Source organism: Rhodoferax sp. ZS1R8 (genome assembly GCF_056521325.1).
The window spans coordinates 319,973-343,467 of sequence record NZ_JBWMBA010000002.1; the positions used below are offsets into that span (position 1 = coordinate 319,973).

A 23,495-nucleotide genomic window follows, 5' to 3' on the forward strand; every position below is an offset into this window, starting at 1 on the left:
CAGCGTGCCTTGGGCACTAGTCGTAGTTTTGTTGGCGCCGCTTAAGGGCGCGTATTGTGTCCTCGCGCTTGGCGGATGTCCGACCCTCGCAGCCCCCCTGCTTGGCAATCGCGTAGGCGTGGCGTGACGGTAGGTTGTCGGTCAAAGGCCGCCACTCCGGCTTTTTCACCGCCGTCCACACGCCGCTCGAGTTAGCCCGGGCATAGGTCTTAACCTCGCCGCTGGTACACAGGATACCCTCATAGGCCGCGTTGGTGGAGCCAGACGCGTTGCGCATGACCACCACGTAGCGCACGACGCCGTCGCTTGCGCCCACGCTCAGCGTTGCCGGGTCAATGCCAACCTGCAGCGTTACATAGGACGGCATTTCGATCGGGACCAATCCGTCCTTGGAATACGTGGGCGGGGGCGGCGCATTCTCTTCTACCCATTCCGGCACCTCGACCGGGGTTTGTGCCCAAACGGCCGGTGCCATACAGGCCAGCGCGATGCACAACGCCACACAATGTCTAAATCCCATGCTTGTTTCCGTGGTGTGAGTCCGCGCCATTGCTAGTGGCTGGATTCGGCTCAAATGTGGCGCCGGGCGGCAATGCCATGCCGGACGGCATATGGTGGTGGTCTCCACCCGATGACTGGCCGTGGTCGTCCGTACTCGCAGGCTCGTGCGAGCGATGTCCTTGGCGTAAGAACCGGTTGCGTGGTTCTTGCCGCGGCAGGTAGCGGGCGAGCTCGGTTAAGGCGGTTTCGTACACGCCGCGTTTGAACTCGACAACGGCATCCAACGGAACCCAGTAATCGTTCCAGCGCCAGGCATCGAATTCGGGGTGGTCAGTGGCACGCAGGTTCAAATCCCAGTCGTGTCCGATTAGTTTCAATAAGAACCAGATCTGTTTCTGGCCTTTGTAGTGGCCGCGCGCATCCCTGCGGATGTAGCGGTCCGGCACCTCGTAGCGCAACCAGTCTCGGGTACGGGCAACTATGCTGACGTGCTCCGGCAGGAGCCCCACTTCCTCATGCAACTCGCGCATCATGGCCTGCTCGGGAGTCTCGCCCCGGTCAATGCCACCTTGCGGAAACTGCCACGAATGGGTTCGTATGCGTTTACCCCAAAATACCTGATTTTTCTGGTTGAGCAGGATGATGCCGACGTTGGGCCGAAAGCCGTCCCGGTCAAGCATAATCAAACCCCAATTTTTAAACTTCGTTCATTATGCACAGCAAGCGCTGTGTATCAAGGGGCGAAGGCCTTTGAAGTTTTCCGAGTGACCCCATGAAAGCATCTCAATTTTTCATTTCCACCCTCAAAGACGCGCCTGCCGACGCCGAAGTCGCCAGCCACAAGCTGATGATGCGCGCCGGGATGATCAAGAAGCTGGGCGCCGGCATCTACACCTATATGCCCATGGGGCTGCGCGTGATCCGCAAGGTGGAAGCCATCGTGCGGGAAGAGATGAACCGTGCCGGTGCGGTGGAACTGGCCATGCCGGTCGTCCAGCCCGCCGAGCTGTGGCAAGAAACCGGGCGCTTCGAGAAAATGGGCCCCGAACTGCTGCGCATCAAGGACCGCCATGACCGCGATTTTGTTGTTCAGCCGACGAGTGAGGAAGTGATCACTGACATTGCGCGCCAGGAGATCAAGAGCTACAAGCAACTACCCAAGAATCTGTACCAGATCCAGACCAAGTTCCGCGACGAGCGCCGTCCCCGCTTCGGCCTGATGCGGGGGCGCGAGTTCACGATGAAGGATGCGTACAGCTTTGACCGCGACCAGGACTCGGCCAAGGCCAGCTACCAAGTCATGGCCGGTGCCTACCGCAAGATATTTGACCGCTTTGGCCTGCGCTACCGCGCAGTTGCGGCCGATAGCGGTGCGATTGGCGGCGATCTGAGCGAGGAATTCCAGGTCATTGCAGCTACTGGCGAAGACGCCATCATTTACTGCCCGACCAGCGACTACGCTGCCAATATCGAAAAGGCCGAGGCGCTGGCCCCTACCGCGGCGCGCGGCGTGGCCACCCAGGCCCTGACCAAGACGTCCACGCCAGGCAAGAGCACGTGCGAAGACGTATCGGCGCTGCTGAACGTGCCGCTGTCCACCACCGTCAAGTCTTTGGTGCTCGCCACCGACGAGCTGGACAATAAGGGCGCGGTCGTGAAGACCCAGGTCTGGTTGCTGCTGTTGCGCGGAGACCACGAAATGAACGAGGTGAAGGTCGGCAAGCTGCCGGACCTGGCCAACTTCCGCTTCGCCACGGTGGAAGAGATCGAGGCGCACTTCGGCTGCAAGCCCGGCTATCTTGGCCCCATAGCCCTGAAGAAGCCGTTGAAGATCGTCGCCGACCGCGACGTGGCCGTCATGGCCGACTGGATTTGCGGCGCCAATGCCGAAGACTTCCACACCACTGGCGTCAACTGGGGCCGGGATTTGCCCGAGCCTGACTTGATCGCCGACATCCGCAACGTGGTCGCCGGCGACGCCTCGCCCGACGGCAAAGGTGTGCTGGCCATCGAGCGCGGCATCGAAGTCGGCCACGTGTTCTACCTGGGCACCAAATACAGCAAGGCCATGAACGCCACCTTCCTGGGCGAAAACGGCAAGCGCCAGTTCATGGAAATGGGTTGCTACGGCATTGGCATCACCCGCCTGCCCGCAGCCGCCATCGAGCAGAACCACGACGACAAGGGCATCATCTGGCCGGACGCGTTGGCGCCTTTCACCGTGGTGCTGTGCCCCATCAGCCCGGACCGTTTCCCGGAAGTCAAAGCCGCCGCAGACTCTCTGTACGCCGACCTGCTGGCTGCCGGTGTGGACGTGATGCTGGACGACCGCAATGAGCGCCCCGGCGCGATGTTCGCCGACTGGGAGCTGATCGGTGTGCCGCACCGCGTCACGATTGGCGACCGTGCGCTGAAAGAAGGCATGGTCGAGTACCAGCACCGCCGCGATGCTGAGGCCACGAAGGTGGCCGTGGGCGAAATTGCGGCGCTGGTCCGCGGCAAACTGGCCGCATGAAGCTAACTGGTACGCAGCTGCTGCAAGCCCCTGTCTCACGGAGAATATGCCTGTTGCCCCCGTTGGTAGGGGCTGGGTTGCTATCGATACAGGAGCATGCCTGGGCCGGTGGCCAGATTGAAGAGCCGCTGATGGATTCGGTGCGCACCGCGCTCAGCAGCGCGGTTCGTAATGCGGCGCCACCCATCCCCGAGTTCAGCAATACCGAGCAGCGCCTGTATTACCTGCGTTGGCTCGGTGCCATGAGCGAGCGTCTGGCGAAGAAGAAGAAAGACTTCGAAACCCGCAAGGAATTTTTACAAACTGTCTGGTACGAGAGCAAGCGCGCGGGCCTGGACACCGCTCTGGTGTTGGGACTGATCCAGGTAGAGAGCAATTTCCGCAAGTTCGCGGTGTCTGTTGTTGGTGCGCGCGGGTATATGCAGGTGATGCCGTTCTGGACGCGTGCCATTGGTGATGGGGACGCTGGGAGGCTGTTCCATATGCAAACCAACCTGCGCTTTGGCTGCGTGATTCTGCGGCACTATCTCGACCGGGAGAAGGGTGACCTGTTCCTGGCGCTGGGGCGTTACAACGGGTCGCGGGGGAAACCGCAGTATCCGGATGCGGTGTTTGCGAACAAGCGGTTGTGGGAGTTTGTTCCGCCTAAGTCTTAGGCACTAAGACCCTAGCCGGCGGCTTGTTGTGGGTGGATCCGTTGGGCTGCGCGTTTTGCTCCGTGTCCCCCGCCCGCTGCGCGGTCTCCTCCTCCTTTACCTGCGCAAAACGCACAGCCCAACGGATCTGGCCGGCGTTGTCAGCACGCGTCTAACGGGGTCCACAAATAGCGAAATCCTCACGGCCGACAGCCTACGCGCTCCACCACTGGAGCATCAGGCATGGGGCGGCTGTTCTGCGCAGGTAAAGGAGGAGGCCGAAGGCCGGGGGACACGGAGCAGAACAGTCGCCCCATGCCTGTTGCGGGTCGGGTGACGAGTCCTGCGAAAAAGATCAGGCTGCGGGAGTACCCAAAGCCTGCTGCAACTCACCGTTCTCGTACATCTCCATCATGATGTCCGACCCGCCAATGAACTCACCCTTGACGTACAGCTGGGGAATGGTGGGCCAGTTGCTGTAATCCTTGATACCGGCGCGGATTTCGTCGTCTTCCAGCACATTGACCGTCTTGATGGCCTTGGGGTCCACACCGCAGGCCTTCAGGATCTGGATAGCACGGCCGGAAAAACCGCACTGGGGGAAGCTGGCATTGCCCTTCATGAACAGCAGAACTTCGTTGTTCTTGACGAGTTCATCAATGCGTTGTTGTGTGTCGCTCATGGCAATAACTCCAAAAAATCTGGCCCGACTGGCCGTAGCCCCACATTATCCCAGACCCACCGGGCCGCTGCACAAGCAAGCTATTTGCGCCGCGGGTTTGACCAGCGTGCTCTTGCCGAACATCAGATGCTCCACCACGACCAGCAGTACGCACAGCGCAATGAACAACGGCAACTGGACGGTCGTCCAGCGGTCTTCGCGCCACTGTTTTTCCAGCGAATACCACCAGTCGGCACTGGACCACAGGCGCAGCGCTTCCAGAAAACTGCTCCATTCCTTGAAGATGATCTTTCCCAGCGCCAGGTAGACCGGAATATTGACCAGAACCAGGATGAACCAGTGCGCTTTGTTGGCATTCATGGCGGCGGAGGCTGTAGAAGAGTTGCTATGGATTTGCTAGCTGCTTACGCGCATTCTACGAGGGCTACAGCTTGATTTACCGTTGAGAACCGCTGCAGCGCTCTATGCCGGCCAGGTCGCGGCGCGATTGCGCATGGGCAAGCCCGGCACCCGCCATCAGCGCGCGCACGGCGGCGGCCTGGTCGTAGCCGTGCTCCAGCAGCAGCCAGCCGCCGGGCAGCAAGTGGTGCACCGCCTGGGTAATGATGCTGCGGATGTCGTCCAAGCCATCGGCGCCGCTGGCCAAGGCTTGCAAAGGCTCGTGTTTCAGCGCGGCCAGGCGGTGGTCGGCGCTGGCGATGTAGGGCGGGTTGGAGACGATGGCGTCAAACTGCTGGCCCTGCGGCACGCCTTCCAGCCAGCTGCCCCGGGCAAATTGCACATCCAACCGCAGCCTTTTCGCATTGGCCTGGGCCACGGCCAGCGCGTCGGCGCTGAAGTCGACCGCGCTGACCTGCAGGTCGGGCCGAGCGTGTTTCAGCGCTAGCGCGATGGCGCCACTGCCCGTGCCCAGGTCGACCACCCGCTTGGGGGCTGCGGACGGGGCAGGCATCACCTCCAGAGCCCATTCCACCAGCGTTTCGGTATCGGGGCGGGGCACCAGCACACGGGAGTCGACCTGCAAGTCCAGGCCAAAGAATTCCTTGTGGCCGGTGATATAGGCCACGGGCTCGCCGGCCGCGCGGCGCAATAGGGACTGCACCAATGCGGCCTCGGCAGCGGCGGGCAGTGGGTCAGTGTCGTGGGCCAGCAGCCAGGCGCGGTCATGCGCCGGGCGGCCCAGCGCATGCAGCAGCAGCAACTGCGCGTCCAGCCGGTCCAGGCCCAGGACCTGGGCGTGGCGCAGCGCCTGGTCCACTGTCATGACCATCAGCCCAGTCCCACTTCCAGCGCGGCAAGTTGTTCAGCTGCCTCGTAGGCTTGCAGGGCCTCCACGACATCGCCCAGGTCGCCTTCCATGATTTGCAAGAGCTTGTACAGCGTCAGGTTGATGCGGTGGTCGGTCAGGCGACCCTGCGGGAAGTTGTAGGTCCGAATCCGGTCGCTTCTATCCCCACTTCCGACCAGGCTCTTGCGTTCGGCCGCGTCTTTGGCAGCGCGCTCGCTGCGCTCTTTCTCGTGGATGCGGGCGGTCAGCACTTTGAGGGCCTGGGCCTTGTTGCTGTGCTGGCTGCGGCCGTCCTGGCATTCGGCGACGATGCCGGTGGGCAGGTGGGTGATGCGCACGGCCGAATCGGTCTTATTGATGTGCTGGCCACCGGCACCGCTGGCACGGTAGGTGTCGATGCGCAGGTCCGACGGGTTGATCTTGATGGCCTCGGCCTCGTCCTGCTCGGCCAGCACGGCGATGGTGCAGGCGCTGGTGTGGATGCGGCCCTGGGTCTCGGTGGCGGGCACGCGTTGCACGCGGTGGCCGCCGGATTCGAACTTCAAAAGGCCATACGCGCCGCACGATCCAGCGCTGGTGGTCGCGCTGCCTTCGATGCGCAGCACCACTTCCTTGTAGCCGCCCAACTCGCTTTCAGACGCGCTCATGATTTCGGTGCGCAGGCCCTTGGCGTCGCAGTAGCGGGTGTACATGCGGGCCAGGTCGGCGGCAAACAGCGCGGATTCGTCACCGCCGGTGCCGGCGCGGATTTCCACAAACGCGGGGCGCACATCGTCCGGGTCCTTGGGCAGCAGCATGCGCTGCAGTTCAGTCTCCAACTGCGCCAGTTCTGCCGTGGCAGCAGCGATTTCCTCTTCGGCCATTTCGGCCATGTCGGGGTCGGATTTCATCTCCTGTGCACTGGCCAGGTCGGCCTCGCGCTGCTGGTGGCGGGCCCAGCGGCTGGCAACCGCCGCCACGTCGGTGTGCTCACGCGACAGCTTCAGGAACTGCTCCATGTCTTTCATGATGTCCTCGCGGGACAGCAAAAATTCCAGTTCGCCCTGGCGGTCGGTGTAGCGGGCTAGTTGTTGGCGGAGAAAGGGTTTCATAGGACTAAAAAAGCGGTCAGCAAACTAGAAATACCAGATGCGGTTTCAGCGTGCTTGGCAGCGTGTACTTCAGTACTAAAAAGACGCGGCCAAATGTGGCTGTTAGCTCCCTCTTCCACCCGGCGGGGTGGGAGAGGGCGGGGGGAGAGAGGGGGAAAAATGAGGAAGCCGCCAGCGCAGCTAACGCTCTTTACGGAGGAAAAAGTGCTGAATCGCAGAACTCGCCCGTTCACGTGCGTGGGAGTCCCCCGCATGCAACTCCGCCATCGCCCCATGCAGCATTTTCTGTGTCAGCCCCCTAGACAAGGCCTCCAGCACGGTATCAATATCCTCACCCTTGGCCAGCAGCTTGCGCGCCCGGGCCAGCTCCATGGCACGCCATTCGTCAGCCTGCGCGTTGAGCTGCTGGATCAACGGCACCGATCCACGCTGGTCCACCCAGTGCATGAAGCTTTGCACACCGGCGTCCACAATCGCTTCGGCCTGGGCCACGGCGGCCTGGCGGCTGGCCTGGGCGGTTTGCACCACGCCGGCCAGGTCGTCCACGGTGTACAGGTAGACATCTTCCAACGCCTTGACCTCGACTTCGATGTCGCGCGGCACGGCCAGGTCGACCATGAACATCGGGCGGTGGCGGCGTTTCTTGACTGCGCGTTCCACGGCACCCAGGCCGATGATGGGCAGCGTGCTGGCGGTGCAGCTGACCACCACATCGAATTCGTGCAACCGGTCCGGCAGATCAGCCAAGCGCATCACCTCGCCACCAAAACGCGACGCCAGTTTTTCGCCACGCTCCAGCGTGCGGTTGGCAATGGCGATGGCCTTGGGCGACTTGGCCGCAAAGTGGGTGGCGCACAGCTCGATCATCTCGCCAGCGCCAACAAACAGCACCTTGACCTTGCCCAGGTCTTCAAACAGATTGCCGGCCAAGCGCACGGCGGCAGCGGCCATGCTGATGCTGTGGGCGCCAATCTCGGTCGACGTGCGCACCTCTTTGGCCACGGCGAAGGAGCGCTGGAACATCTGGGATAAGGTGGTGCCCAGGGCACCCGCCGCGTCGGCCGCACGCACGGCGTCCTTCAGCTGGCCCAGAATCTGCGGCTCGCCCAGCACCATGGAATCCAGACCGCTGGCAACGCGAAAGGCGTGGCGCGCGGCTTGGCCGTCCTGCAAGCTGTAGGTGTGAGAGCGCAGCGCGTCGGCGGAGATACCGGCCGACTGGGCCAGCCAGCCCAGCGTGGGCTCCAGCTCGGACTGTTCACCGGCGCAGTAAATCTCGGTGCGGTTGCAGGTGGAGACGATAGCTGCCTCGGGCATGCGCTGCAGCGTCTGGCGCAGGCCTTGCAAATGCGGTGCGATCTGGTCCATGGCGAACGCAAACCGACCGCGCAAATCCAGGGGTGCGGTGGTGTGGTTGATGCCTAGGGTCCAGACGGCCATGCGGGAGAAGCTTTGGAGGGGTTAAACCGTGATTATAAAATCGGACCCACTTCATCCACCTGACGGCCCCTTGAGTGGCCGCGCCGCATGGGCCCTTTGGACCAACTAAACCACATCCTCAACTTCCTGGCACCAGCGGCGGCAGTGGCTTTGCTGCTCGCGCTGTTTGGCCCCTTTGTTGGTGGGAAAAGGGCGGCAGCCCCCGGATTGCTTGCCCAGACAGCTATGAATTTTGTAGCCGGTGCCTTGGCCTTGGGCCTGGGCCTGTGGTTTTTTGGGAACGACGGCAAGATGGCCAGCTATGCCGCGATGGTGGTGGTGTGCACCATCAGCCAGGCTCTGGCGTTGCGGCGCTAAAACCTGTCAGACCGGGCTGAACAGGTCCACGCGGTCGGTGATGATGCCGTCCGTGCCCAGGTCTATCAGCCGCTGCGCCGCCCATTCGTCATTGACGGTGTAGCTCAGGGTTCTGAAACCCGCGCTTTGGGCCTGGGTAACGCTGCTCTGGTCCCACAGGGCGTGGTTGCAGACAACGGCTTGGCAGTCCAGGCTGAGCGCGGTTTCCAGCCAGCCCTTCCACAGGGTATCGAGCAGCAGGCCACGCGGCAACTCCGGCTGGGTAGCTAGCGCGCCTTCTAGCGCATCCACTTGGAACGAGGTCAGCAAGGGTTTGATGGCCTGGTCCGCCCACAGCCGCGCGGCGTGCTGGGCCACGGCTTCGCCGGTGTGGCGCTCCGTGCCGGGCGTGGGTTTGATTTCGATGTTCAGCAGGTAGCCGTTGGCCATGCAATATGCGGCAATGTTGGCCAGCGTCGACAACGGCTCGCCAGCGTAGGCCCGGCTGTGCCAACTGCCGGCATCCAGCTGCGCCAGTGCGCTCCAGGGGATGTCACCGCCGACCAGTGGGGCCGTCTGGAGTGCTATCGAATCAGGAGCTGCTTGTGGGCGTTGCATGCGGGCTGCAAGCACTTTTGATGCATTGGTGGTGCGGGTCAGCGTAGCGTCATGCATCAAAAATGGCACGCCATCGGCACTGAGTTTGACGTCGCACTCGAACATGCGGTAGCCATGGCTGGCACCCAGGCGGAAGGCTGCCAGCGTGTTCTCGGGCGCGAGCTTGCCCGCACCGCGGTGGGCCACCCAGCGGGGGTAGGGCCAGGGGGGGAAGGTGGTGGTCACAGTCTCTTGCCGGAAGCGGCGTCGAAGACGTGCATGCGGTCGGCGCGCGGTGTGACATGCAGCACGCTACCCAGCGCCGGCACGGGCTGCGATTCCTCAATCCGCACGATCATGCTTTCGGTGGAGTCCACGTGGTTCCAGCGCCCGTAGACCAGGCGTTCGGCCCCCAGCATTTCCACGGCCTCCACGCGCAAGGCCCAGCCGCTGTGGCTGATGTCCAGGTGCTCGGGGCGTACGCCGGTGATGGTGCCGGGCTCGGTCCCGGGTGCGTCTTTGAGCAGGTTCATTGGCGGCGAGCCGATAAAGCTGGCCACAAAGGTCGTGGCAGGGCGGGTGTACACCTCTTCGGGCGTGCCGAACTGCTCCATATTTCCAGCGTTCATGACGATCATGCGCTGGGCCAGCGTCATGGCTTCGACCTGGTCGTGCGTGACGAACAGCGACGTGATGCCCAGCTCGCGGTGCAGCTTTTGAATCTCCAGGCGGGTCTGGGCTCGCAGCTTGGCGTCCAGGTTGGACAGTGGTTCGTCAAATAGAAACACCTGGGGCTGGCGCACGATGGCGCGGCCCATGGCCACGCGCTGGCGCTGGCCGCCCGACAGGGCTTTAGGCTTGCGTTCCAGGTAGGGAGTCAGTTCCAGAATGTTTGCAGCCTTGTCAACGCGCGCTTTGATCTCGGCGATAGGCACGTTGGCGATCTTCAGACCATAGGCCATGTTGTCGAACACGCTCATGTGGGGGTACAGCGCATAGTTCTGGAACACCATGGCGATGTCGCGCTCAGACGGTTCGAGGTCGTTGACCACGCGGTTGCCAATGGAGATGGTGCCTTCGCTGATTTCCTCCAGCCCTGCAACCATGCGCAGCAGGGTGGATTTGCCGCAGCCCGACGGCCCGACGATGACGATGAATTCGCCATCGGCAATGGCCGCATTCACGCCGTGGATGACCTGGTTGGCGGTCTTGCCGCTGCCGTAGCGTTTGATGACGTTTTTGAGTTCTATGGATGCCATATTTCCCTATTCAGTTGGCGACAGAGTTCCGCTTGGCTGCGGTCTGTACCGCAAGCACGTTTACTTTTCAGTATCCACCAGACCTTTGACAAACCACTTCTGCATCAGCATCACCACCAGCGCGGGCGGCAACATGGCCAGCATGGCGGTGGCCATTACGATGTTCCATTCGGTTTGTGCGTCACCGCCGGAGATCATCTGCTTGATGCCGATGACGACGGGGTACATGTTTTCTTCGGTCGTCACCAACAGCGGCCACAGGTACTGGTTCCAGCCATAAATGAACTGGATCACAAACAGCGCGGCCATGCTGGTGGCAGACAGCGGCACCAAAATGTCCTTGAAAAACCGCATCGGGCCGGCCCCATCTACCCGCGCTGCCTCGACCAGCTCATCTGGCACGGTCAGGAAGAACTGGCGGAACAAAAAGGTGGCAGTTGCCGATGCGATCAACGGCACGGTCAGGCCGGCGTAACTGTTGAGCAGGCCCAGATCTGCGACGACCTGGTAGGTGGGGCCAATGCGTACCTCCACCGGGAGCATCAGCGTGACGAAAATCGCCCAGAAAAAGAACATGCGCAACGGAAAACGGAAGTAGACGATGGCAAAGGCCGACAGCAGCGAGATGGCGATCTTGCCCAGAGCAATGACCAGGGCCGTGACCAGGCTGACGACCATCATGCGGCCCACCGATGCGTGCGAGCCAGTGCCGGTGCGCTCGCCCGATAGTGCAGTGGCGTAGTTGTCCAGCAAGTGCGTGCCGGGCAGCAGTGGCATGGGAACCTGCACCACGGCTTCGGTTGTGTGGGTGGACGCTACAAATGTGATGTAGACCGGGAAGGCGATGACCAGCACGCCGATGATGAGGATCAGGTGGGACAGACGGTCCAGCCAGGGGCGACGTTCAACCATCAGTAGTTCACCTTTTTTTCGACGAAGCGGAACTGCACTACGGTGAGGGCAACCACAATCACCATCAGCACGAGGCTTTGCGCCGCCGATCCACCCAGGTCCATGGCTTTGAAGCCGTCGAAATATACCTTGTAGACCAGGATGGCCGTATCCTTGCCTGGGCCGCCTTTGGTGGCCGCATCGACGATCGCAAACGTGTCAAAGAATGCGTAGACGATGTTGATGACCAGCAGGAAGAATGTGGTTGGCGACAGCAGCGGAAACTGTATGGTCCAGAACCGGCGCCAGGGCCGGGCACCGTCCATGGCGGCAGCTTCTATCAGTGATTTGGGGATGCTCTGCAACCCTGCCAGAAAGAACAAGAAGTTGTACGAAATCTGCTTCCAGACAGCGGCCATGACGATCAGGGCCATCGCATGGCGGCTGTTCAGCAACGAATCCCATGCGAAGCCCATCTCGCGTAATGCATACGACACCACGCCAATGCTGGGCGAGAACAGGAAAAGCCACAGCACGCCGGCTACGGCCGGTGCCACTGCGTAGGGCCAGATCAGCAGCGTGCGGTAGAAGCCAGAGCCGCGCCCGACGCGGTCGGCGAAAACAGCCAGCACCAGCGACAGGCTTAAACCAATCACGGCAACCAGTACGGAGAAAACGGCAGTGATCTGAAACGACTCCATGTAGGACTCGTCGTGCCACAAATTGCGGAAGTTCTCCAGGCCGACCCATTCGACCGAGGTGCCGAAGGCATCGGACTGCTGCAGCGACTGCAGCAGCGCCTGGGCGGCCGGCCAGAAGAAAAACACGGAGATCACGGCCACCTGGGGCGTGATCAGCACCCAGGGCAGCCACCAGGACTTGAATACGACGCGCTTTTCCACGGCTGGGGGTTTCTCTCGATTACTTTTGTTTATTCGCTTTTTCAAAGCGTTCCAATTGCTCGTCTCCGCGCTTGACGATGGCTTCCAGCGCTTCCTTGGCGGTCTTCTTGCCAGCCCAGACCTGCTCCAGTTCTTCGTCCTCGATCGCGCGGATCTGCACGTAGTTGCCCAAGCGTATGCCGCGTGACTTGTCGGTGACTTTGCGAACCATTTGCGTCACGGCCACATCGGTGCCAGGGTTTTCCTTGTAGAAGCCGGATTTCTCGGTCAATTGGAAGGCAGCCGTCGTGATCGGCAGGTAGCCGGTGCGCTTGTGGCTCGCGGACTGCACCTCGGGGCGGGACAGGAAGTCAAAGAATTTGGCAATGCCCTTGTATTCTTCGGGCTTCTTGCCGGCCATGACCCACAAGCTGGCACCACCGATGACGGTGTTCTGCGGGGCTCCAGGCACATCCTGGTAGTAGGGCAGGGGCGCCAGGCCAAAGGCGAATTTGGCGTTCTTTTTGACATTGCCGTAGAAACCGCTGGACGTGGTCATCATTGCGCATTCGCCAGAGACAAAGCTGGCCTCAGGCACGTTGCCGCGGCCCTTGTAGACGAACAGACCCTGCTTGGCCATATTGGCCAGGTTTTCGATGTGGCGCACATGCAGCGGCGAGGCCACCTTCAGGCGTGCATCCAGTCCGGCCAGGCCGTTTTGCTTGGTGGCATATTCCACGTTGTGCCAGGAGGAGAAGCTCTCCAACTGGGTCCATCCCTGCCAAGAGATCGAGATCGGGCATTTGTGCCCATTGGCCTTGAGCTTGGCGGCAGCCAACGCGACATCGCCCCAGGTGGCGGGTGCCTTCTCCGCGTCCAGGCCGGCGGCCTGGAATGCGTCCTTGTTGTAATAGAAAACGGTTGTGGAGCTGTTGAAGGGGAAGCTCAGCATTTGGCCTGCTGGCGATGTGTAGTAGCCCGCCACGGCGGGTATGTAGACCTTGGGGTCGAACTTGTAACCAGCGTCCGTCATCACCTTGCCCACAGGCACTACTGCGCCCTTGCTGGCCATCATCGTGGCCGTGCCCACTTCGAACACCTGAAGGATGTGGGGAGCGTTGCCGGCGCGAAAGGCCGCCACGGCAGCCGTCATGGATTCGTCGTAGGTGCCCTTGAAGGTAGGCAGAATCTTGTAATCTTTCTGGCTGGCATTGAATTCCTTGGCCAGGTCATTGACCCATTCGCCATTCACGGCGGTCATGGAGTGCCACCACTGGATTTCGGTTTGGGCCTGGGCCGACAAGGATGCGGCCAGGGTCAATGCCATGGCGGCGAATTTCAATTTCATAGGTTCTCCTGAGAAAAGCGACCGATCGTAGCCGGGCTGTGTGTCATTCTGATTAGACTTGATGCGTTAACCCGCTCCCCTTGGTGATTTCCATTAGAAAACCTGTGCAGCGCAGGTCTTCCCCACAGGGTGGACGGCGATTTGCTGCGCTGCGGTAACATCTTCCTTCTGCCCCAGCGGCCCCTTTCACTGCAAGATTGCTACAGAACAGCCCGATGAACGCTCCGACCTCGCTCAATCACCTTCTGTCGGCACCCGGCACGGCAGCGCCTGTGCAAGAGCGCATCCGCGAGATTCCGTACAACTACACCTCGTTCTCTGACCGTGAAATTGTCATCCGCCTGCTGGGCGAACCGGCTTGGGGCCTGCTGAACCAATTGCGTGGCGAGCGCCGCACCGGTCGCTCGGCCCGCATGCTGTACGAGGTGTTGGGCGACATCTGGGTCGTGCAGCGCAACCCCTATTTGCAGGACGACCTGCTGGACAACCCCAAACGCCGTGCCTTGCTGGTGGATGCCTTGCACCACCGACTGCACGAGGTGGAGAAACGCCGCACGCCCGATGCTGATCCCGAGCGCGACGCCATGGTGGGTGAGCTGCTGGTGCTGGCTGGTGCAGCCGTAGAAGCTTTCAACGCCGCGTCGGTAGAGGTGGGCGCGCTGCGGCGCAAGACGCAACGTGCGCTGGCCAAATTGACGGCCAAGGACAACATCAAGTTTGACGGCCTCTCCCGCGTGTCCCACGTAACCGACGCCACCGACTGGCGCGTGGAATACCCCTTTGTGGTGCTGACGCCGGACTCCGAAGAAGAAATGGCTGGCCTGGTCAAGGGCTGTATCGAACTGGGTCTGACCATCATCCCGCGTGGGGGCGGCACGGGTTACACCGGTGGGGCGATTCCGCTGACGTGGAAGAGCGCGGTCATCAACACCGAAAAGCTGGAAGCCATGACCGAGGTCGAGATGAAAGTCTTGCCCGGCATGGACCGAGAGGTTGCCACCGTCTGGACGGAAGCCGGTGTGGTGACCCAGCGGGTGGCCGACGCGGCCGAGCGCGGCGGCTATGTGTTTGCTGTAGACCCGACATCGGCCGAAGCCTCGTGCATAGGCGGCAACGTGGCAATGAATGCCGGCGGCAAGAAGGCTGTGCTGTGGGGCACCGCGCTGGACAATCTGGCCAGCTGGCGTATGGTGACGCCCCAGGCCGAGTGGCTGGAAGTGACGCGCATCAACCACAACATGGGCAAGATCCATGATGCTGACGTAGCCAGCTTCGAGCTGCAGTATTTCAAGGCCGACGGCAAGACCAAGATTCGCACTGAGCGCCTGGACATTCCCGGCCAGTCTTTCCGCAAAGAGGGCCTGGGCAAGGACGTAACCGACAAGTTCCTGAGCGGCCTGCCCGGCATCCAGAAAGAGGGCACCGACGGCCTGATCACCAGCGCCCGCTGGGTGGTGCACAAGATGCCGGCCCACACGCGCACCGTTTGTCTGGAGTTCTTTGGCAACGCCAAGGATGCGGTGCCGAGCATCGTGGAGATCATCGACTTCATGTTTGCCGAGCAAAAGCGCAGCGGCGTGTTGCTGGCCGGTCTGGAGCATCTGGATGACCGCTATCTGAAGGCGGTGGGTTACACCACCAAATCCAAGCGCGGTGTATTGCCCAAGATGGCGCTGTTTGGTGACATTGCCGGTGATGACGCCGATGCGGTGGCCCGCGCTACGTCCGAGGTAGTACGCATCGCGAATTCGCGTAGCGGCGAGGGCTTTATAGCCATCAGCCCAGAGGCGCGCAAGAAGTTCTGGCTGGACCGCAAAAAGACAGCCGCTATCAGCCGCCATACCAACGCCTTCAAGATCAACGAAGACGTAGTCATCCCACTGCCGCGCATGGCGGAGTACACCGACGGCATTGAGCGCATCAATATCGAGTTGAGCCTGCGCAACAAACTGGCGCTGTGCGATGCGCTGGCGGAGTTCTTTAGCGCCGGCAACTTGCCACTGAGCAAGGGCGGCGATGCCAACGACATCCCGGCGGCCGAGCTGCTGGAAGACCGCGTGGCCCAGGCCCTGGCTCTCATCTCCGATGTGCGCACCCAATGGCAAGGCTGGCTGGACGGCGTGGAAGGTTTGTTCACACAGCTGCAAGACCATAGCCTGCGCGCCAGCTGGAAGACGCAGCTGCGCGCTCCGTTGCAGGGCATCTTCAATGGAGCGGCATTTGGGGCCATCCTGACCGAGTGCACTGCCATACACCAGCGCGTGCTCAAGGGCCGAGTCTGGGTCGCGCTGCACATGCACGCTGGCGACGGCAATGTACACACCAACATCCCCGTCAACAGCGATGACTACGAGATGCTGCAAGCCGCCCACGGCGCTGTCAAACGCATCATGGCGTTAGCCCGTTCGCTGGACGGCGTGATCTCTGGCGAACACGGCATTGGCATCACCAAGCTGGAGTTTTTGACCGACGAAGAACTGCAGCCGTTTACCGATTACAAGGCCAGGGTCGATCCTGAGGGGCGGTTCAACAAGGGGAAGTTGCTACGAAATCAGGAGCGGCTTACGCGCGATCCACGAGGGCTGCAGCCCGATTCAGCCCGCAGCTTCCCGGCCTACGCTGATTTGACGAACGCCTACACGCCGTCGTTCGGCCTGATGGGGCACGAGTCGCTGATCATGCAGCAGAGCGATATTGGCGCCATTGCGGATTCGGTCAAGGATTGCCTGCGCTGCGGCAAATGCAAACCGGTGTGCGCCACCCACGTGCCGCGTGCCAACCTGCTGTACAGCCCGCGCAACAAAATCCTGGCGACCTCCTTGCTGGTGGAGGCCTTCCTGTACGAAGAGCAGACGCGCCGAGGTGTCTCCATCAAACACTGGGAAGAGTTTGAAGACGTCGCCGACCACTGCACGGTCTGCCACAAGTGCTTGGCACCCTGTCCGGTGAACATCGACTTTGGCGATGTAACGATGAACATGCGCAACCTGCTGCGCAAGATGGGCAAGAAGTCCTACCGCCCGGCCGCCGAATTCCAGGCCTGGTTTATCGGCACGGCCAGTCCCAACGCGATTGCGATTGCGCGCACCGCCACACGCCTGAGCTTCAAGATGCAGCGCCTTGGCAACCGCGTGCTGAATGTGCTGGCCCGCAAACAGACCCATGCGCCACCAGCGACCGTAGGCCCGCCCACGGTCAAGGAGCAGGTCATCCACTTCATCAACAAGAAGATGCCGGGCAATCTGCCCAAGCGCTCGGCCCGTGCCTTGCTGGACATTGAGGACAAGGACTACGTCCCCATCATCCGCAACCCCAAGACCACGACGGCCGAGACCGAGGCGGTGTTTTACTTCCCCGGTTGCGGGTCGGAGCGCCTGTTCAGCCAGGTGGGCCTGGCGACCCAGGCCATGCTGTGGCATGCCGGTGTGCAGACCGTGTTGCCACCGGGTTACCTGTGCTGCGGTTATCCGCAGCGCGGCTCGGGCCAGTTTGACAAGGCCGAGAAGATAATCACCGACAACCGGGTGCTGTTCCACCGCGTGGCTAATACGCTGAACTACCTGGACATCAAGACCGTGGTGGTGAGCTGTGGCACCTGTTATGACCAGTTGCAGGGTTATGAATTCGACAAGATATTCCCCGGTTGCCGCATTGTCGACATCCATGAATACCTGCTGGAGAAGAACATAACCTTGGGCGCCGCAGCAGGCGGCGGTTATCTGTACCACGACCCCTGCCACAGCCCGATGAAGTTGCAGGAGCCAATGAAGACGGTCAAGGCCCTCGTGGGCGACGGTGTGTTGGAGAGCAAGCGCTGCTGCGGCGAGAGCGGTGGTTTGGCCACGTCGCGGCCCGACGTCTCCACGCAAATCCGCTTCCGTAAAGAAGAGGAAATCCGCAAGGGCGAGGCGACCCTGCGCGAAACCGGCGCCGTTCAGGCCGACCAGAATGTCAAGATATTGACGTCTTGCCCGAGCTGTCTGATGGGCCTCAACCGCTACCAGGACGACCTGAAGACCGGCTTGTTGGAGGCGGATTACATCGTCGTTGAGATGGCAAACCAGATTCTGGGCAAAGAGTGGTTGCCGGAGTATGTGGCGACAGCTAATGCTGGGGGGATTGAGCGGGTGTTGGTGTAACAGCTTGAAAATCCGCAATGTGTTGCGAAATGTATCCACTGGGTTACATGGCTGATACGTGGGGGTCGTAGTCGCTTAAATTCAAGTTTACGAATAGAAGTGTTGTGATTTAATCTTTTTAGCGTCTACCTCGCGGCCGGTGGAGGCTTTTTGGAGTTACATCATGAGTTCACGGGCTTCACTCAACCATGTGTATCGGACAGTCTGGAACCAGGCGCTTGGCGCCATGGTTGCGGTCGCTGAAATTGCCTCTGGTCGAGGGGCTACTGGTAGTGCGAGTGGTGTCAGCGTGGGCAGTACCCACCGCAGTTCCCGTGTATTCCTCCATCTCAGTGCCTCGGCGCTTGGGGTTGCCATGGCCTGGTGTGCAATGTCTGGTAGCGCGCAGGCGAATCCCACGGGCGGAGTTGCCGTAGTTGGGCAGGCCAGCATGGTCTCGAGTGGTAACCATTTGCAGGTGACCACGCAAAACGGCACTGGCACCAACCACTCTGCCATCAACTGGCAAAGCTTTTCCATTCCGGCAGGCAACACAACCTACTTTCAGCAGCCCGACGCTACCAGTACGGTCATCAACAGGGTGGTTACCAATACGCCCTCTGCCATCTTCGGTACGTTGTCGAGCAACGGCCATCTGGTATTGGTGAACCAGTCCGGCATAGCGGTGGGAGCTGGCGCGGTCGTAGACACCGCGGGGTTTACCGCTTCCAGCTTGAGGATGTCGGATGCGGATGCGCTCACCGGGCGTCTGCGCTTTGGCGACGCCGGCACCAGTTCTGGAGCAGCGGTTTCGGTGCAGGGCAGTGTTCTGGCTCGCAGCGGCGATGTGGTGCTGCTAGGTGGCAATGTAGACACGGGTCAGGCAGCGTTGGTCCAAGCGCCCAACGGCTCCACCATTTTGACGGCTGGCCACCAAGTCGAGATCACGGGGCGCGGTCTCGAAGGTATCAAGCTGCAGGTGCAGGCGCCGACAGACCAAGCCGTGAACCTGGGCACGTTAAAGGGCGGCGCTGTTGGCATTTTCGCAGGTACGCTGCGCCACACAGGGCAGATACATGCTACTGAGGCGAGCCTGAAGGGTGGCAAGGTTGTGCTCAAGGCCACTGGCGACGCGTATGTCGAAGGCTCGGGCCGTATCTCGGCTACCGGTAGCACGGGGGGCACCGTGGATGTTTTGGGTAAGCGCGTCGCGTTGACGGACCAAGCCACCATAGATGCGTCCGGAGACCAAGGCGGCGGCCGTGTACGGGTTGGTGGGGATTACCAAGGCAAAAATGCAGATGTACCGAACGCGGATTTTGTGTACTTTGGGCCGCAGGCCTCGGTCAAGGCCGATGCCACGCGCAGCGGCAACGGCGGGCGTGTAATCCTGTGGGCGAACGACACTACGCGAGCCCACGGAGCGATTTCTGCACAGGGTGGTGCCGAGAGTGGCGACGGTGGATTTGTTGAAACATCTGGCAAGCAAACCCTATCAGTTGCGGGGGCGAAAGTGGATACCCGTGCGGCACAGGGTAAGACCGGTCTATGGTTGCTGGATCCAAATAGCATCGACATATCGTCAGGCGCAACGGTCAACGTTGTCGGCGGTCCTAGCTTTACTTCCCCAGGTGCCGGGACCTTGGCTGTTTCTGATTTGTTGACTGCGTTGGGGTCCAGCAATGTCTCGGTGACGGCCATCGACAATTTGTCCGTATCAACTCCCATCAGCTATGCCGGTGGCAATACTTTGTCGCTAACCGCACAGAGCGGCAGCTTGTCGGTCAACTCCCCTATTTCGGTGAACACGGCTCTGGCGCTGGAGTCCACCGGTGGCTCCATCTTTCTGGGCGCCAATGTCAGCTCCAGTACGGCTGGTATGAAGTTGAAGGCCGGTGGCACCATTTCCCAATCCAGCGGGAGCATCACCGCTGGCACGTTGGAAATCAATTCGGGTGGCGCGGTTTCGCTGAACAATGCAAACAATGTCGGCACCTTGGCCGCCTCTGTGAGCAGCGGTGGCATCAGCTTCAAGGGGAGCTCGGCGGTAACGATCGGAACGGTCGGTTCTACCACCGGTGTTACCACCGGCAGTGGAAACATCGTTCTGGATAGCGCCAGTGGCGTGCAGATCAATAATGTCGTTAATGCTGGCTCGGGCTCAGTGACATTGCTCAGCAGCGGCGGTTCCGTCTCGCAAAACTCGGCATCCACGGCTGCTATCACAGCTGGCACGTTGACAGTTAATGCATCTTCCGCTTCCCTAGCCAACAATTCCAACAGTGTTTCAACGGTCAACATTACCACCAGTGGGACCAATCCGGTGTCCTATTGGAACAGTGGATCTTTTGCTCTAGGCCCTATCACCTTGTCGGGCGCAACGTTAACGCTCAATTCCAATAACGGCTCTATATCCCAATCCGGAGCCTTGTCGACAGGGGGAGGGGGTGTCGACATCATCGCTGGCACTGGCAATGTGACACTGAACAACGGTGGCAACAACTTGAACTACCTGACGGTGTCCAGTGGCGCTGCGGTAGCGGTGAATAACTCCACCGCTATTAGCTTGGGTCCGGTAGCGTCCAACTCGTTCCAGCTGAAGGCAGGTGGCGGCATTACGCAGAGCGGCGCCATCACTACCAGTGCTGGCGGAACCATCCTGGAGTCGACTGCAGGATCCATTTCTTCGACCTCCGGCATCACAGCTACGGGCGGTGCGGTCAGGTTGGCGGCCACATCGGGTATCACGCTGAGTGGACCTGGCATCAGCTCGGACGCCGCCGGTGATGCCGTGTTGCTGATCACGACCGGCGGGTTATTGTCTGCGTCGGTACCCATCACCACCAGCGGTGCGGGCGGTCGCTGGTTGGCCTATGTTCCCAGTTTTACCAGCAATGTCTTCCCTACGGGCTGGGCATTCAAGCAGGTCAATGCTACCTACGGTTCGACGGTGTTAGGTACGGGCAATGGCGTGCTGGTCGCCACTGCCCCTGTTCTAACACTGAGCTCGGCATCGATAACGGGCTCCGTATCCAAAGTGTATGACGGGGGGACGGGCGTCAGCTTGTCTGGCGCTACGTTGCCAACTGTCACAGGAGGTGCGATTGACTTGGATGTAATTGCCAGCGCTGTGATATCTGCTGGCTCGGGCATATTGGATAACAAAAATGTTGGTAGCGGAAAGCTCGTGACCGCTAGCGGCATGGGTGTGACGGGTGTCACCACCAGCGTGGCATTGGGCAGTAAACCGGTATACGGTTATCAGGTGCCCAGCGCAAGTGGCAACATTGGAACCGTTACACAACGACCAAGTTCAGTATGGACCGGTGGTGGCTCTGGCAACTCTTGGAGCTCTGCCTCGAATTGGGACGCGTTGCCGGACGGTGACAATGTGGCGGCCGTAATTATTCCGGCGGGGGTTGGCCCCATTGTTTTTGACGGAAGTGTCGGAACAACGAGTTTGCAGTCCTTGACCAGCGCCAGCCCCATCCTGGTAAGTGGTGGGGCCTTGCAGATCAGCAACACACTCAGCACCGCCGGCTTTGAACAAAGTGGCGGAAGCGTCAGCGGCTTGGGCACATTGAGAGTCAATGGTGCGTTCAATCAGACCGGTGGCACTATCGATATGGCATCTATTGACGTTAAAACACCAGCCGGCGGAATTGTTTTTAGCAACCTCAAAGCTGGCACGGTGGTTCTGGCGGCATTGAATGGTTCCATTACACAACTGGGCGGTGTGGAAACCGCTTCGCTGACTACAAATTCAACGGCCGGGACAGTGCTTAACGGCCCTGGTAACCGTATTAACTCTTTCACAGCTAGCAATATTGGCTCTGGAAATGTTGAGTTGACAAACGTCGGGCCTGTAAACATTCAGGGGATCAGCAACACGGGTGGAAGTGTCGTGGTGTCCAACACAGGGGGGATCAATACGATCGGACCGGTATCGGCTCCCAACGGAAAGGTCACACTAACCGCCCATAGTCCGTTGACCATTGGTTCTGGTGGCGTATCGGCAGGCAGTGACATCAATCTGACCGCCACCAACATGACTAGTTCAGGCGACATGCTATTGAACGGAAATGTCACCTCGACGGGAGGCGCGGTGAAGCTGACAGCAGCAGGTAACCTCACCCAAAACGGCGCAGTGTTTGGCGCGCTTGGGGTGACTGCTGCCGTTGGAGGCACCTTCGCGATGGGTACGTCGGCAACTTCGGGGGCTACCCCCGTCAGCTACTCCGTTGGAGGTAAGCCAGTTGCTGCACCGCCTACGAGTGTTGGCGCGCCTCCGGCAAACCCTATTAATCCGGCCATACCAGTAATACCGACCACACCGGCAACGCCTACGACGCCGATACCACCGGTCACACCGGTTGACCCTCCCACCCGCCCGGGAACTTTCGACCCCGTCAAAGACGCCGTTGTCCAAACCAACTTGGTAACCACCTTCCTCGACAAGTTTGAAATTGCGCTGCAAACGACCCACGACGACAAGGGTGTGCTCGGCAGGCCAAAGAACGAATTGGTAGTGGAGGGCGAAATATGCCGGCCGTGAATCATCACAAACGCATGCCGCGCTTGCAGCTGGCTATTTCGGCATGCGCAGTTGTCACTGGTCTTCTCGGTGGCTTAGGCCAAGCGCATGCGCAGAGCATTGGCGAGGTTGAATTTGCGCGGGGCGTCGGCTTCGCCCAAACCGAGGGGCAGGGCCCGCGTACGCTCGGCAAAGGTCTGTCTTTGAGGGAGGGGGACCGTGTAACCACGGCTGAAGGTGCGTCTGCGATCGTCCGGTTGCAAGACGGTACGCGGATGACGGTGCGCCCCAATTCGGAGATGGTGGTGCAGCAGTACAAGTTCCGCGAGAACGCGCCCGACAACAGCATGGTGATGCAATTGCTCAGGGGCGGTTTTCGCGCTATCACGGGCCTGATTTCCAAGAATTCACCCGACGCGGCCCGTGTCGTAACCCGCACCGCGACACTGGGAATTCGTGGCACCGATTTCGACGCCAGAATTTGCACCAGCGAATGCAAGGCTGAGTCGGCCAGGGTTCCCGAAAGACCCCATGACAATGCCGTTCAGGCCAGTGCCAAGCTTGTCTCCGCCCTTGGCGAAATCAACGCGGTGGACGCTGCCGGCGTTCGTCGCCGTGTAGTGCCTGGTGGCAGTGTGTACGCCGGTGACACCGTGGAAACGGGCTCTAGCGCCAATGCGGTGCTGGCGTTCCGCGACGAGAGCCGGTTGACCCTGGGGCCTGTGACTCGGTTCAGGGTGGACAGCTTTGTATTCGACGAGAAGAATCCCAAAGACGGTAGATTCCTCGTCTCACTACTGCGCGGGTCTTTGCGTGCGCTCACCGGTTTGGTGGGCAAGGCCAACACCCGCAACGTCGGCTTTACGACGCCAACTGCCACCGTAGGTATACGGGGAACCGGCCTGGATCTGGACTGTGCAACCGACGCGGGCTGCAGCCTGTTTACCTGGCTGGGAACGATAGAGGTCACACCCAACGGACAAACGGCGCTCCGGGTCCTGCAAGCAGGCGAGGGCCTGTTTGTAGGTCCCAAAGAAGTGCGGCCGTTGAACGGACCCACGCTGCAGAATCTTCCCCGCCCCGATGACGTACAGGTGGATACCAAGCAACTCTTTGTCGGTGGAGCGGTGGAGGACGACCAGGAAGGACTCTTCGTTTTTGTCCGCGACGGTCACATCGAGGTGGCAACCGGTCGGCAGACGCTGCACCTGGGTCGCGGAGAAACCGGTTTTGCGGGCGTCGACGGCAACACGGTACGTCCGCTGTTGACGCCGCTGTTCCTGGAGTTCGACCGCACTCCCATGCCCAATAGCAGACACCCCATGCTGAGCACGGTGCTAGGCGAGAATCGCATCCGACCGACCAACCAGTGCCGATAA

The 23,495-nt window shown here is 60.8% G+C and carries 18 protein-coding genes; 6 read left to right on the top strand and 12 right to left on the bottom strand.

Going from position 1 to position 23,495, the window contains the following annotated elements; all coding sequences use genetic code 11:
- Nucleotides 1–16: 16 nt before the first annotated feature.
- Nucleotides 17–520 (bottom strand): CNP1-like family protein, encoded by a 504-nt coding sequence (locus tag AC097P_RS07575; protein WP_479609779.1) that lies wholly within the window; start codon nucleotides 518–520, stop codon nucleotides 17–19.
- Nucleotides 510–1,181: an RNA pyrophosphohydrolase gene (locus AC097P_RS07580; RefSeq protein WP_479609780.1), complete on the bottom strand. Its 672-nt coding sequence runs from the start codon at nucleotides 1,179–1,181 to the stop codon at nucleotides 510–512. The genes AC097P_RS07575 and AC097P_RS07580 overlap by 11 nt, the downstream gene beginning before the upstream one ends.
- A gap of 92 nt (nucleotides 1,182–1,273) precedes the next feature.
- On the opposite strand from AC097P_RS07580, the gene AC097P_RS07585 reads away from it, so the two are divergent.
- On the top strand, nucleotides 1,274–3,016 hold the full coding sequence (locus AC097P_RS07585) for a proline--tRNA ligase (RefSeq protein WP_479609781.1): 1,743 nt from the start codon (nucleotides 1,274–1,276) through the stop codon (nucleotides 3,014–3,016).
- Entirely contained in the window at nucleotides 3,013–3,672 is a 660-nt protein-coding gene (locus AC097P_RS07590) for a lytic transglycosylase domain-containing protein (protein WP_479609782.1), read from the top strand. Before AC097P_RS07585 ends, AC097P_RS07590 begins: the two co-directional genes overlap by 4 nt.
- Nucleotides 3,673–4,006: 334 nt before the next feature.
- Here AC097P_RS07590 and grxD read toward each other — a convergent pair whose 3' ends face one another.
- The 5 genes from grxD to hemA all read right to left on the bottom strand — a co-directional run bounded on the left by grxD (nucleotide 4,007) and on the right by hemA (nucleotide 8,152).
- Complete coding sequence (gene grxD / locus AC097P_RS07595; protein WP_479609783.1) at nucleotides 4,007–4,333, bottom strand: Grx4 family monothiol glutaredoxin; 327 nt, start codon at nucleotides 4,331–4,333, stop codon at nucleotides 4,007–4,009.
- A 45-nt stretch (nucleotides 4,334–4,378) separates the two neighbouring features.
- Complete coding sequence (locus AC097P_RS07600) at nucleotides 4,379–4,693, bottom strand: hypothetical protein (protein WP_479609784.1); 315 nt, start codon at nucleotides 4,691–4,693, stop codon at nucleotides 4,379–4,381.
- A 76-nt stretch (nucleotides 4,694–4,769) separates the two neighbouring features.
- A complete protein-coding gene (prmC, locus tag AC097P_RS07605; protein ID WP_479609785.1) occupies nucleotides 4,770–5,603 on the bottom strand; it encodes a peptide chain release factor N(5)-glutamine methyltransferase in 834 nt (277 codons plus the stop codon).
- A complete protein-coding gene (prfA, locus tag AC097P_RS07610) occupies nucleotides 5,603–6,712 on the bottom strand; it encodes a peptide chain release factor 1 (protein WP_479609786.1) in 1,110 nt (369 codons plus the stop codon). Before prfA ends, prmC begins: the two co-directional genes overlap by 1 nt.
- Nucleotides 6,713–6,892: 180 nt before the next feature.
- A complete protein-coding gene (gene hemA, locus AC097P_RS07615) occupies nucleotides 6,893–8,152 on the bottom strand; it encodes a glutamyl-tRNA reductase (RefSeq protein ID WP_479609787.1) in 1,260 nt (419 codons plus the stop codon).
- Between the two features lie 87 nt (nucleotides 8,153–8,239).
- On the opposite strand from hemA, the gene AC097P_RS07620 reads away from it, so the two are divergent.
- Nucleotides 8,240–8,509: a hypothetical protein gene (locus AC097P_RS07620; protein WP_479609788.1), complete on the top strand. Its 270-nt coding sequence runs from the start codon at nucleotides 8,240–8,242 to the stop codon at nucleotides 8,507–8,509.
- A gap of 6 nt (nucleotides 8,510–8,515) precedes the next feature.
- Here AC097P_RS07620 and AC097P_RS07625 read toward each other — a convergent pair whose 3' ends face one another.
- Genes AC097P_RS07625 through ugpB form a run of 5 tightly spaced genes read right to left on the bottom strand, consistent with a single transcriptional unit; the run spans nucleotide 8,516 to nucleotide 13,464 of the window.
- The gene (locus tag AC097P_RS07625; RefSeq protein WP_479609789.1) at nucleotides 8,516–9,331 is read right to left on the bottom strand and encodes a glycerophosphodiester phosphodiesterase family protein; all 816 of its coding nucleotides are present in this window, start codon (nucleotides 9,329–9,331) and stop codon (nucleotides 8,516–8,518) included.
- Nucleotides 9,328–10,344 (bottom strand): sn-glycerol-3-phosphate ABC transporter ATP-binding protein UgpC, encoded by a 1,017-nt coding sequence (gene ugpC / locus AC097P_RS07630; protein WP_479609790.1) that lies wholly within the window; start codon nucleotides 10,342–10,344, stop codon nucleotides 9,328–9,330. Before ugpC ends, AC097P_RS07625 begins: the two co-directional genes overlap by 4 nt.
- A 60-nt stretch (nucleotides 10,345–10,404) precedes the next feature.
- The gene (gene ugpE / locus AC097P_RS07635; RefSeq protein WP_479609791.1) at nucleotides 10,405–11,256 is read right to left on the bottom strand and encodes a sn-glycerol-3-phosphate ABC transporter permease UgpE; all 852 of its coding nucleotides are present in this window, start codon (nucleotides 11,254–11,256) and stop codon (nucleotides 10,405–10,407) included.
- Nucleotides 11,256–12,137 carry a sn-glycerol-3-phosphate ABC transporter permease UgpA gene (ugpA, locus tag AC097P_RS07640; RefSeq protein ID WP_479609792.1) on the bottom strand — a complete coding sequence of 294 codons (882 nt, stop codon included), beginning with the start codon at nucleotides 12,135–12,137 and terminating at the stop codon, nucleotides 11,256–11,258. The genes ugpE and ugpA overlap by 1 nt, the downstream gene beginning before the upstream one ends.
- A 19-nt stretch (nucleotides 12,138–12,156) precedes the next feature.
- Nucleotides 12,157–13,464, bottom strand: coding sequence for a sn-glycerol-3-phosphate ABC transporter substrate-binding protein UgpB (gene ugpB / locus AC097P_RS07645; protein ID WP_479609793.1), 1,308 nt, complete (start codon nucleotides 13,462–13,464; stop codon nucleotides 12,157–12,159).
- A gap of 215 nt (nucleotides 13,465–13,679) precedes the next feature.
- Between ugpB and AC097P_RS07650 the strand changes: the two genes are divergently transcribed.
- From AC097P_RS07650 to AC097P_RS07660, 3 genes are all read left to right on the top strand, one after another.
- On the top strand, nucleotides 13,680–17,603 hold the full coding sequence (locus AC097P_RS07650) for a DUF3683 domain-containing protein (protein WP_479609794.1): 3,924 nt from the start codon (nucleotides 13,680–13,682) through the stop codon (nucleotides 17,601–17,603).
- A 163-nt stretch (nucleotides 17,604–17,766) separates the two neighbouring features.
- Nucleotides 17,767–22,137, top strand: a complete 4,371-nt coding sequence (locus AC097P_RS07655; RefSeq protein WP_479609795.1) for a beta strand repeat-containing protein — start codon at nucleotides 17,767–17,769, stop codon at nucleotides 22,135–22,137.
- Nucleotides 22,134–23,495 carry a FecR family protein gene (locus AC097P_RS07660; protein ID WP_479609796.1) on the top strand — a complete coding sequence of 454 codons (1,362 nt, stop codon included), beginning with the start codon at nucleotides 22,134–22,136 and terminating at the stop codon, nucleotides 23,493–23,495. The genes AC097P_RS07655 and AC097P_RS07660 overlap by 4 nt, the downstream gene beginning before the upstream one ends.

Excerpts from the sequence above, each read along its gene's own strand:
- AC097P_RS07575 (WP_479609779.1), bottom strand. The coding sequence starts at position 520 with ATGGGATTTAGACATTGTGTGGCGTTGTGCATCGCGCTGGCCTGTATG.
- grxD (WP_479609783.1), bottom strand. The coding sequence starts at position 4,333 with ATGAGCGACACACAACAACGCATTGATGAACTCGTCAAGAACAACGAA.
- ugpE (WP_479609791.1), bottom strand. The coding sequence starts at position 11,256 with ATGGTTGAACGTCGCCCCTGGCTGGACCGTCTGTCCCACCTGATCCTC.
- AC097P_RS07620 (WP_479609788.1), top strand. The coding sequence starts at position 8,240 with ATGGGCCCTTTGGACCAACTAAACCACATCCTCAACTTCCTGGCACCA.
- AC097P_RS07585 (WP_479609781.1), top strand. The coding sequence starts at position 1,274 with ATGAAAGCATCTCAATTTTTCATTTCCACCCTCAAAGACGCGCCTGCC.
- AC097P_RS07600 (WP_479609784.1), bottom strand. The coding sequence starts at position 4,693 with ATGAATGCCAACAAAGCGCACTGGTTCATCCTGGTTCTGGTCAATATT.
- AC097P_RS07655 (WP_479609795.1), top strand. The coding sequence starts at position 17,767 with ATGAGTTCACGGGCTTCACTCAACCATGTGTATCGGACAGTCTGGAAC.
- ugpC (WP_479609790.1), bottom strand. The coding sequence starts at position 10,344 with ATGGCATCCATAGAACTCAAAAACGTCATCAAACGCTACGGCAGCGGC.
- AC097P_RS07650 (WP_479609794.1), top strand. The coding sequence starts at position 13,680 with ATGAACGCTCCGACCTCGCTCAATCACCTTCTGTCGGCACCCGGCACG.
- hemA (WP_479609787.1), bottom strand. The coding sequence starts at position 8,152 with ATGGCCGTCTGGACCCTAGGCATCAACCACACCACCGCACCCCTGGAT.
- prfA (WP_479609786.1), bottom strand. The coding sequence starts at position 6,712 with ATGAAACCCTTTCTCCGCCAACAACTAGCCCGCTACACCGACCGCCAG.
- AC097P_RS07580 (WP_479609780.1), bottom strand. The coding sequence starts at position 1,181 with ATGCTTGACCGGGACGGCTTTCGGCCCAACGTCGGCATCATCCTGCTC.
- prmC (WP_479609785.1), bottom strand. The coding sequence starts at position 5,603 with ATGGTCATGACAGTGGACCAGGCGCTGCGCCACGCCCAGGTCCTGGGC.
- AC097P_RS07590 (WP_479609782.1), top strand. The coding sequence starts at position 3,013 with ATGAAGCTAACTGGTACGCAGCTGCTGCAAGCCCCTGTCTCACGGAGA.
- ugpB (WP_479609793.1), bottom strand. The coding sequence starts at position 13,464 with ATGAAATTGAAATTCGCCGCCATGGCATTGACCCTGGCCGCATCCTTG.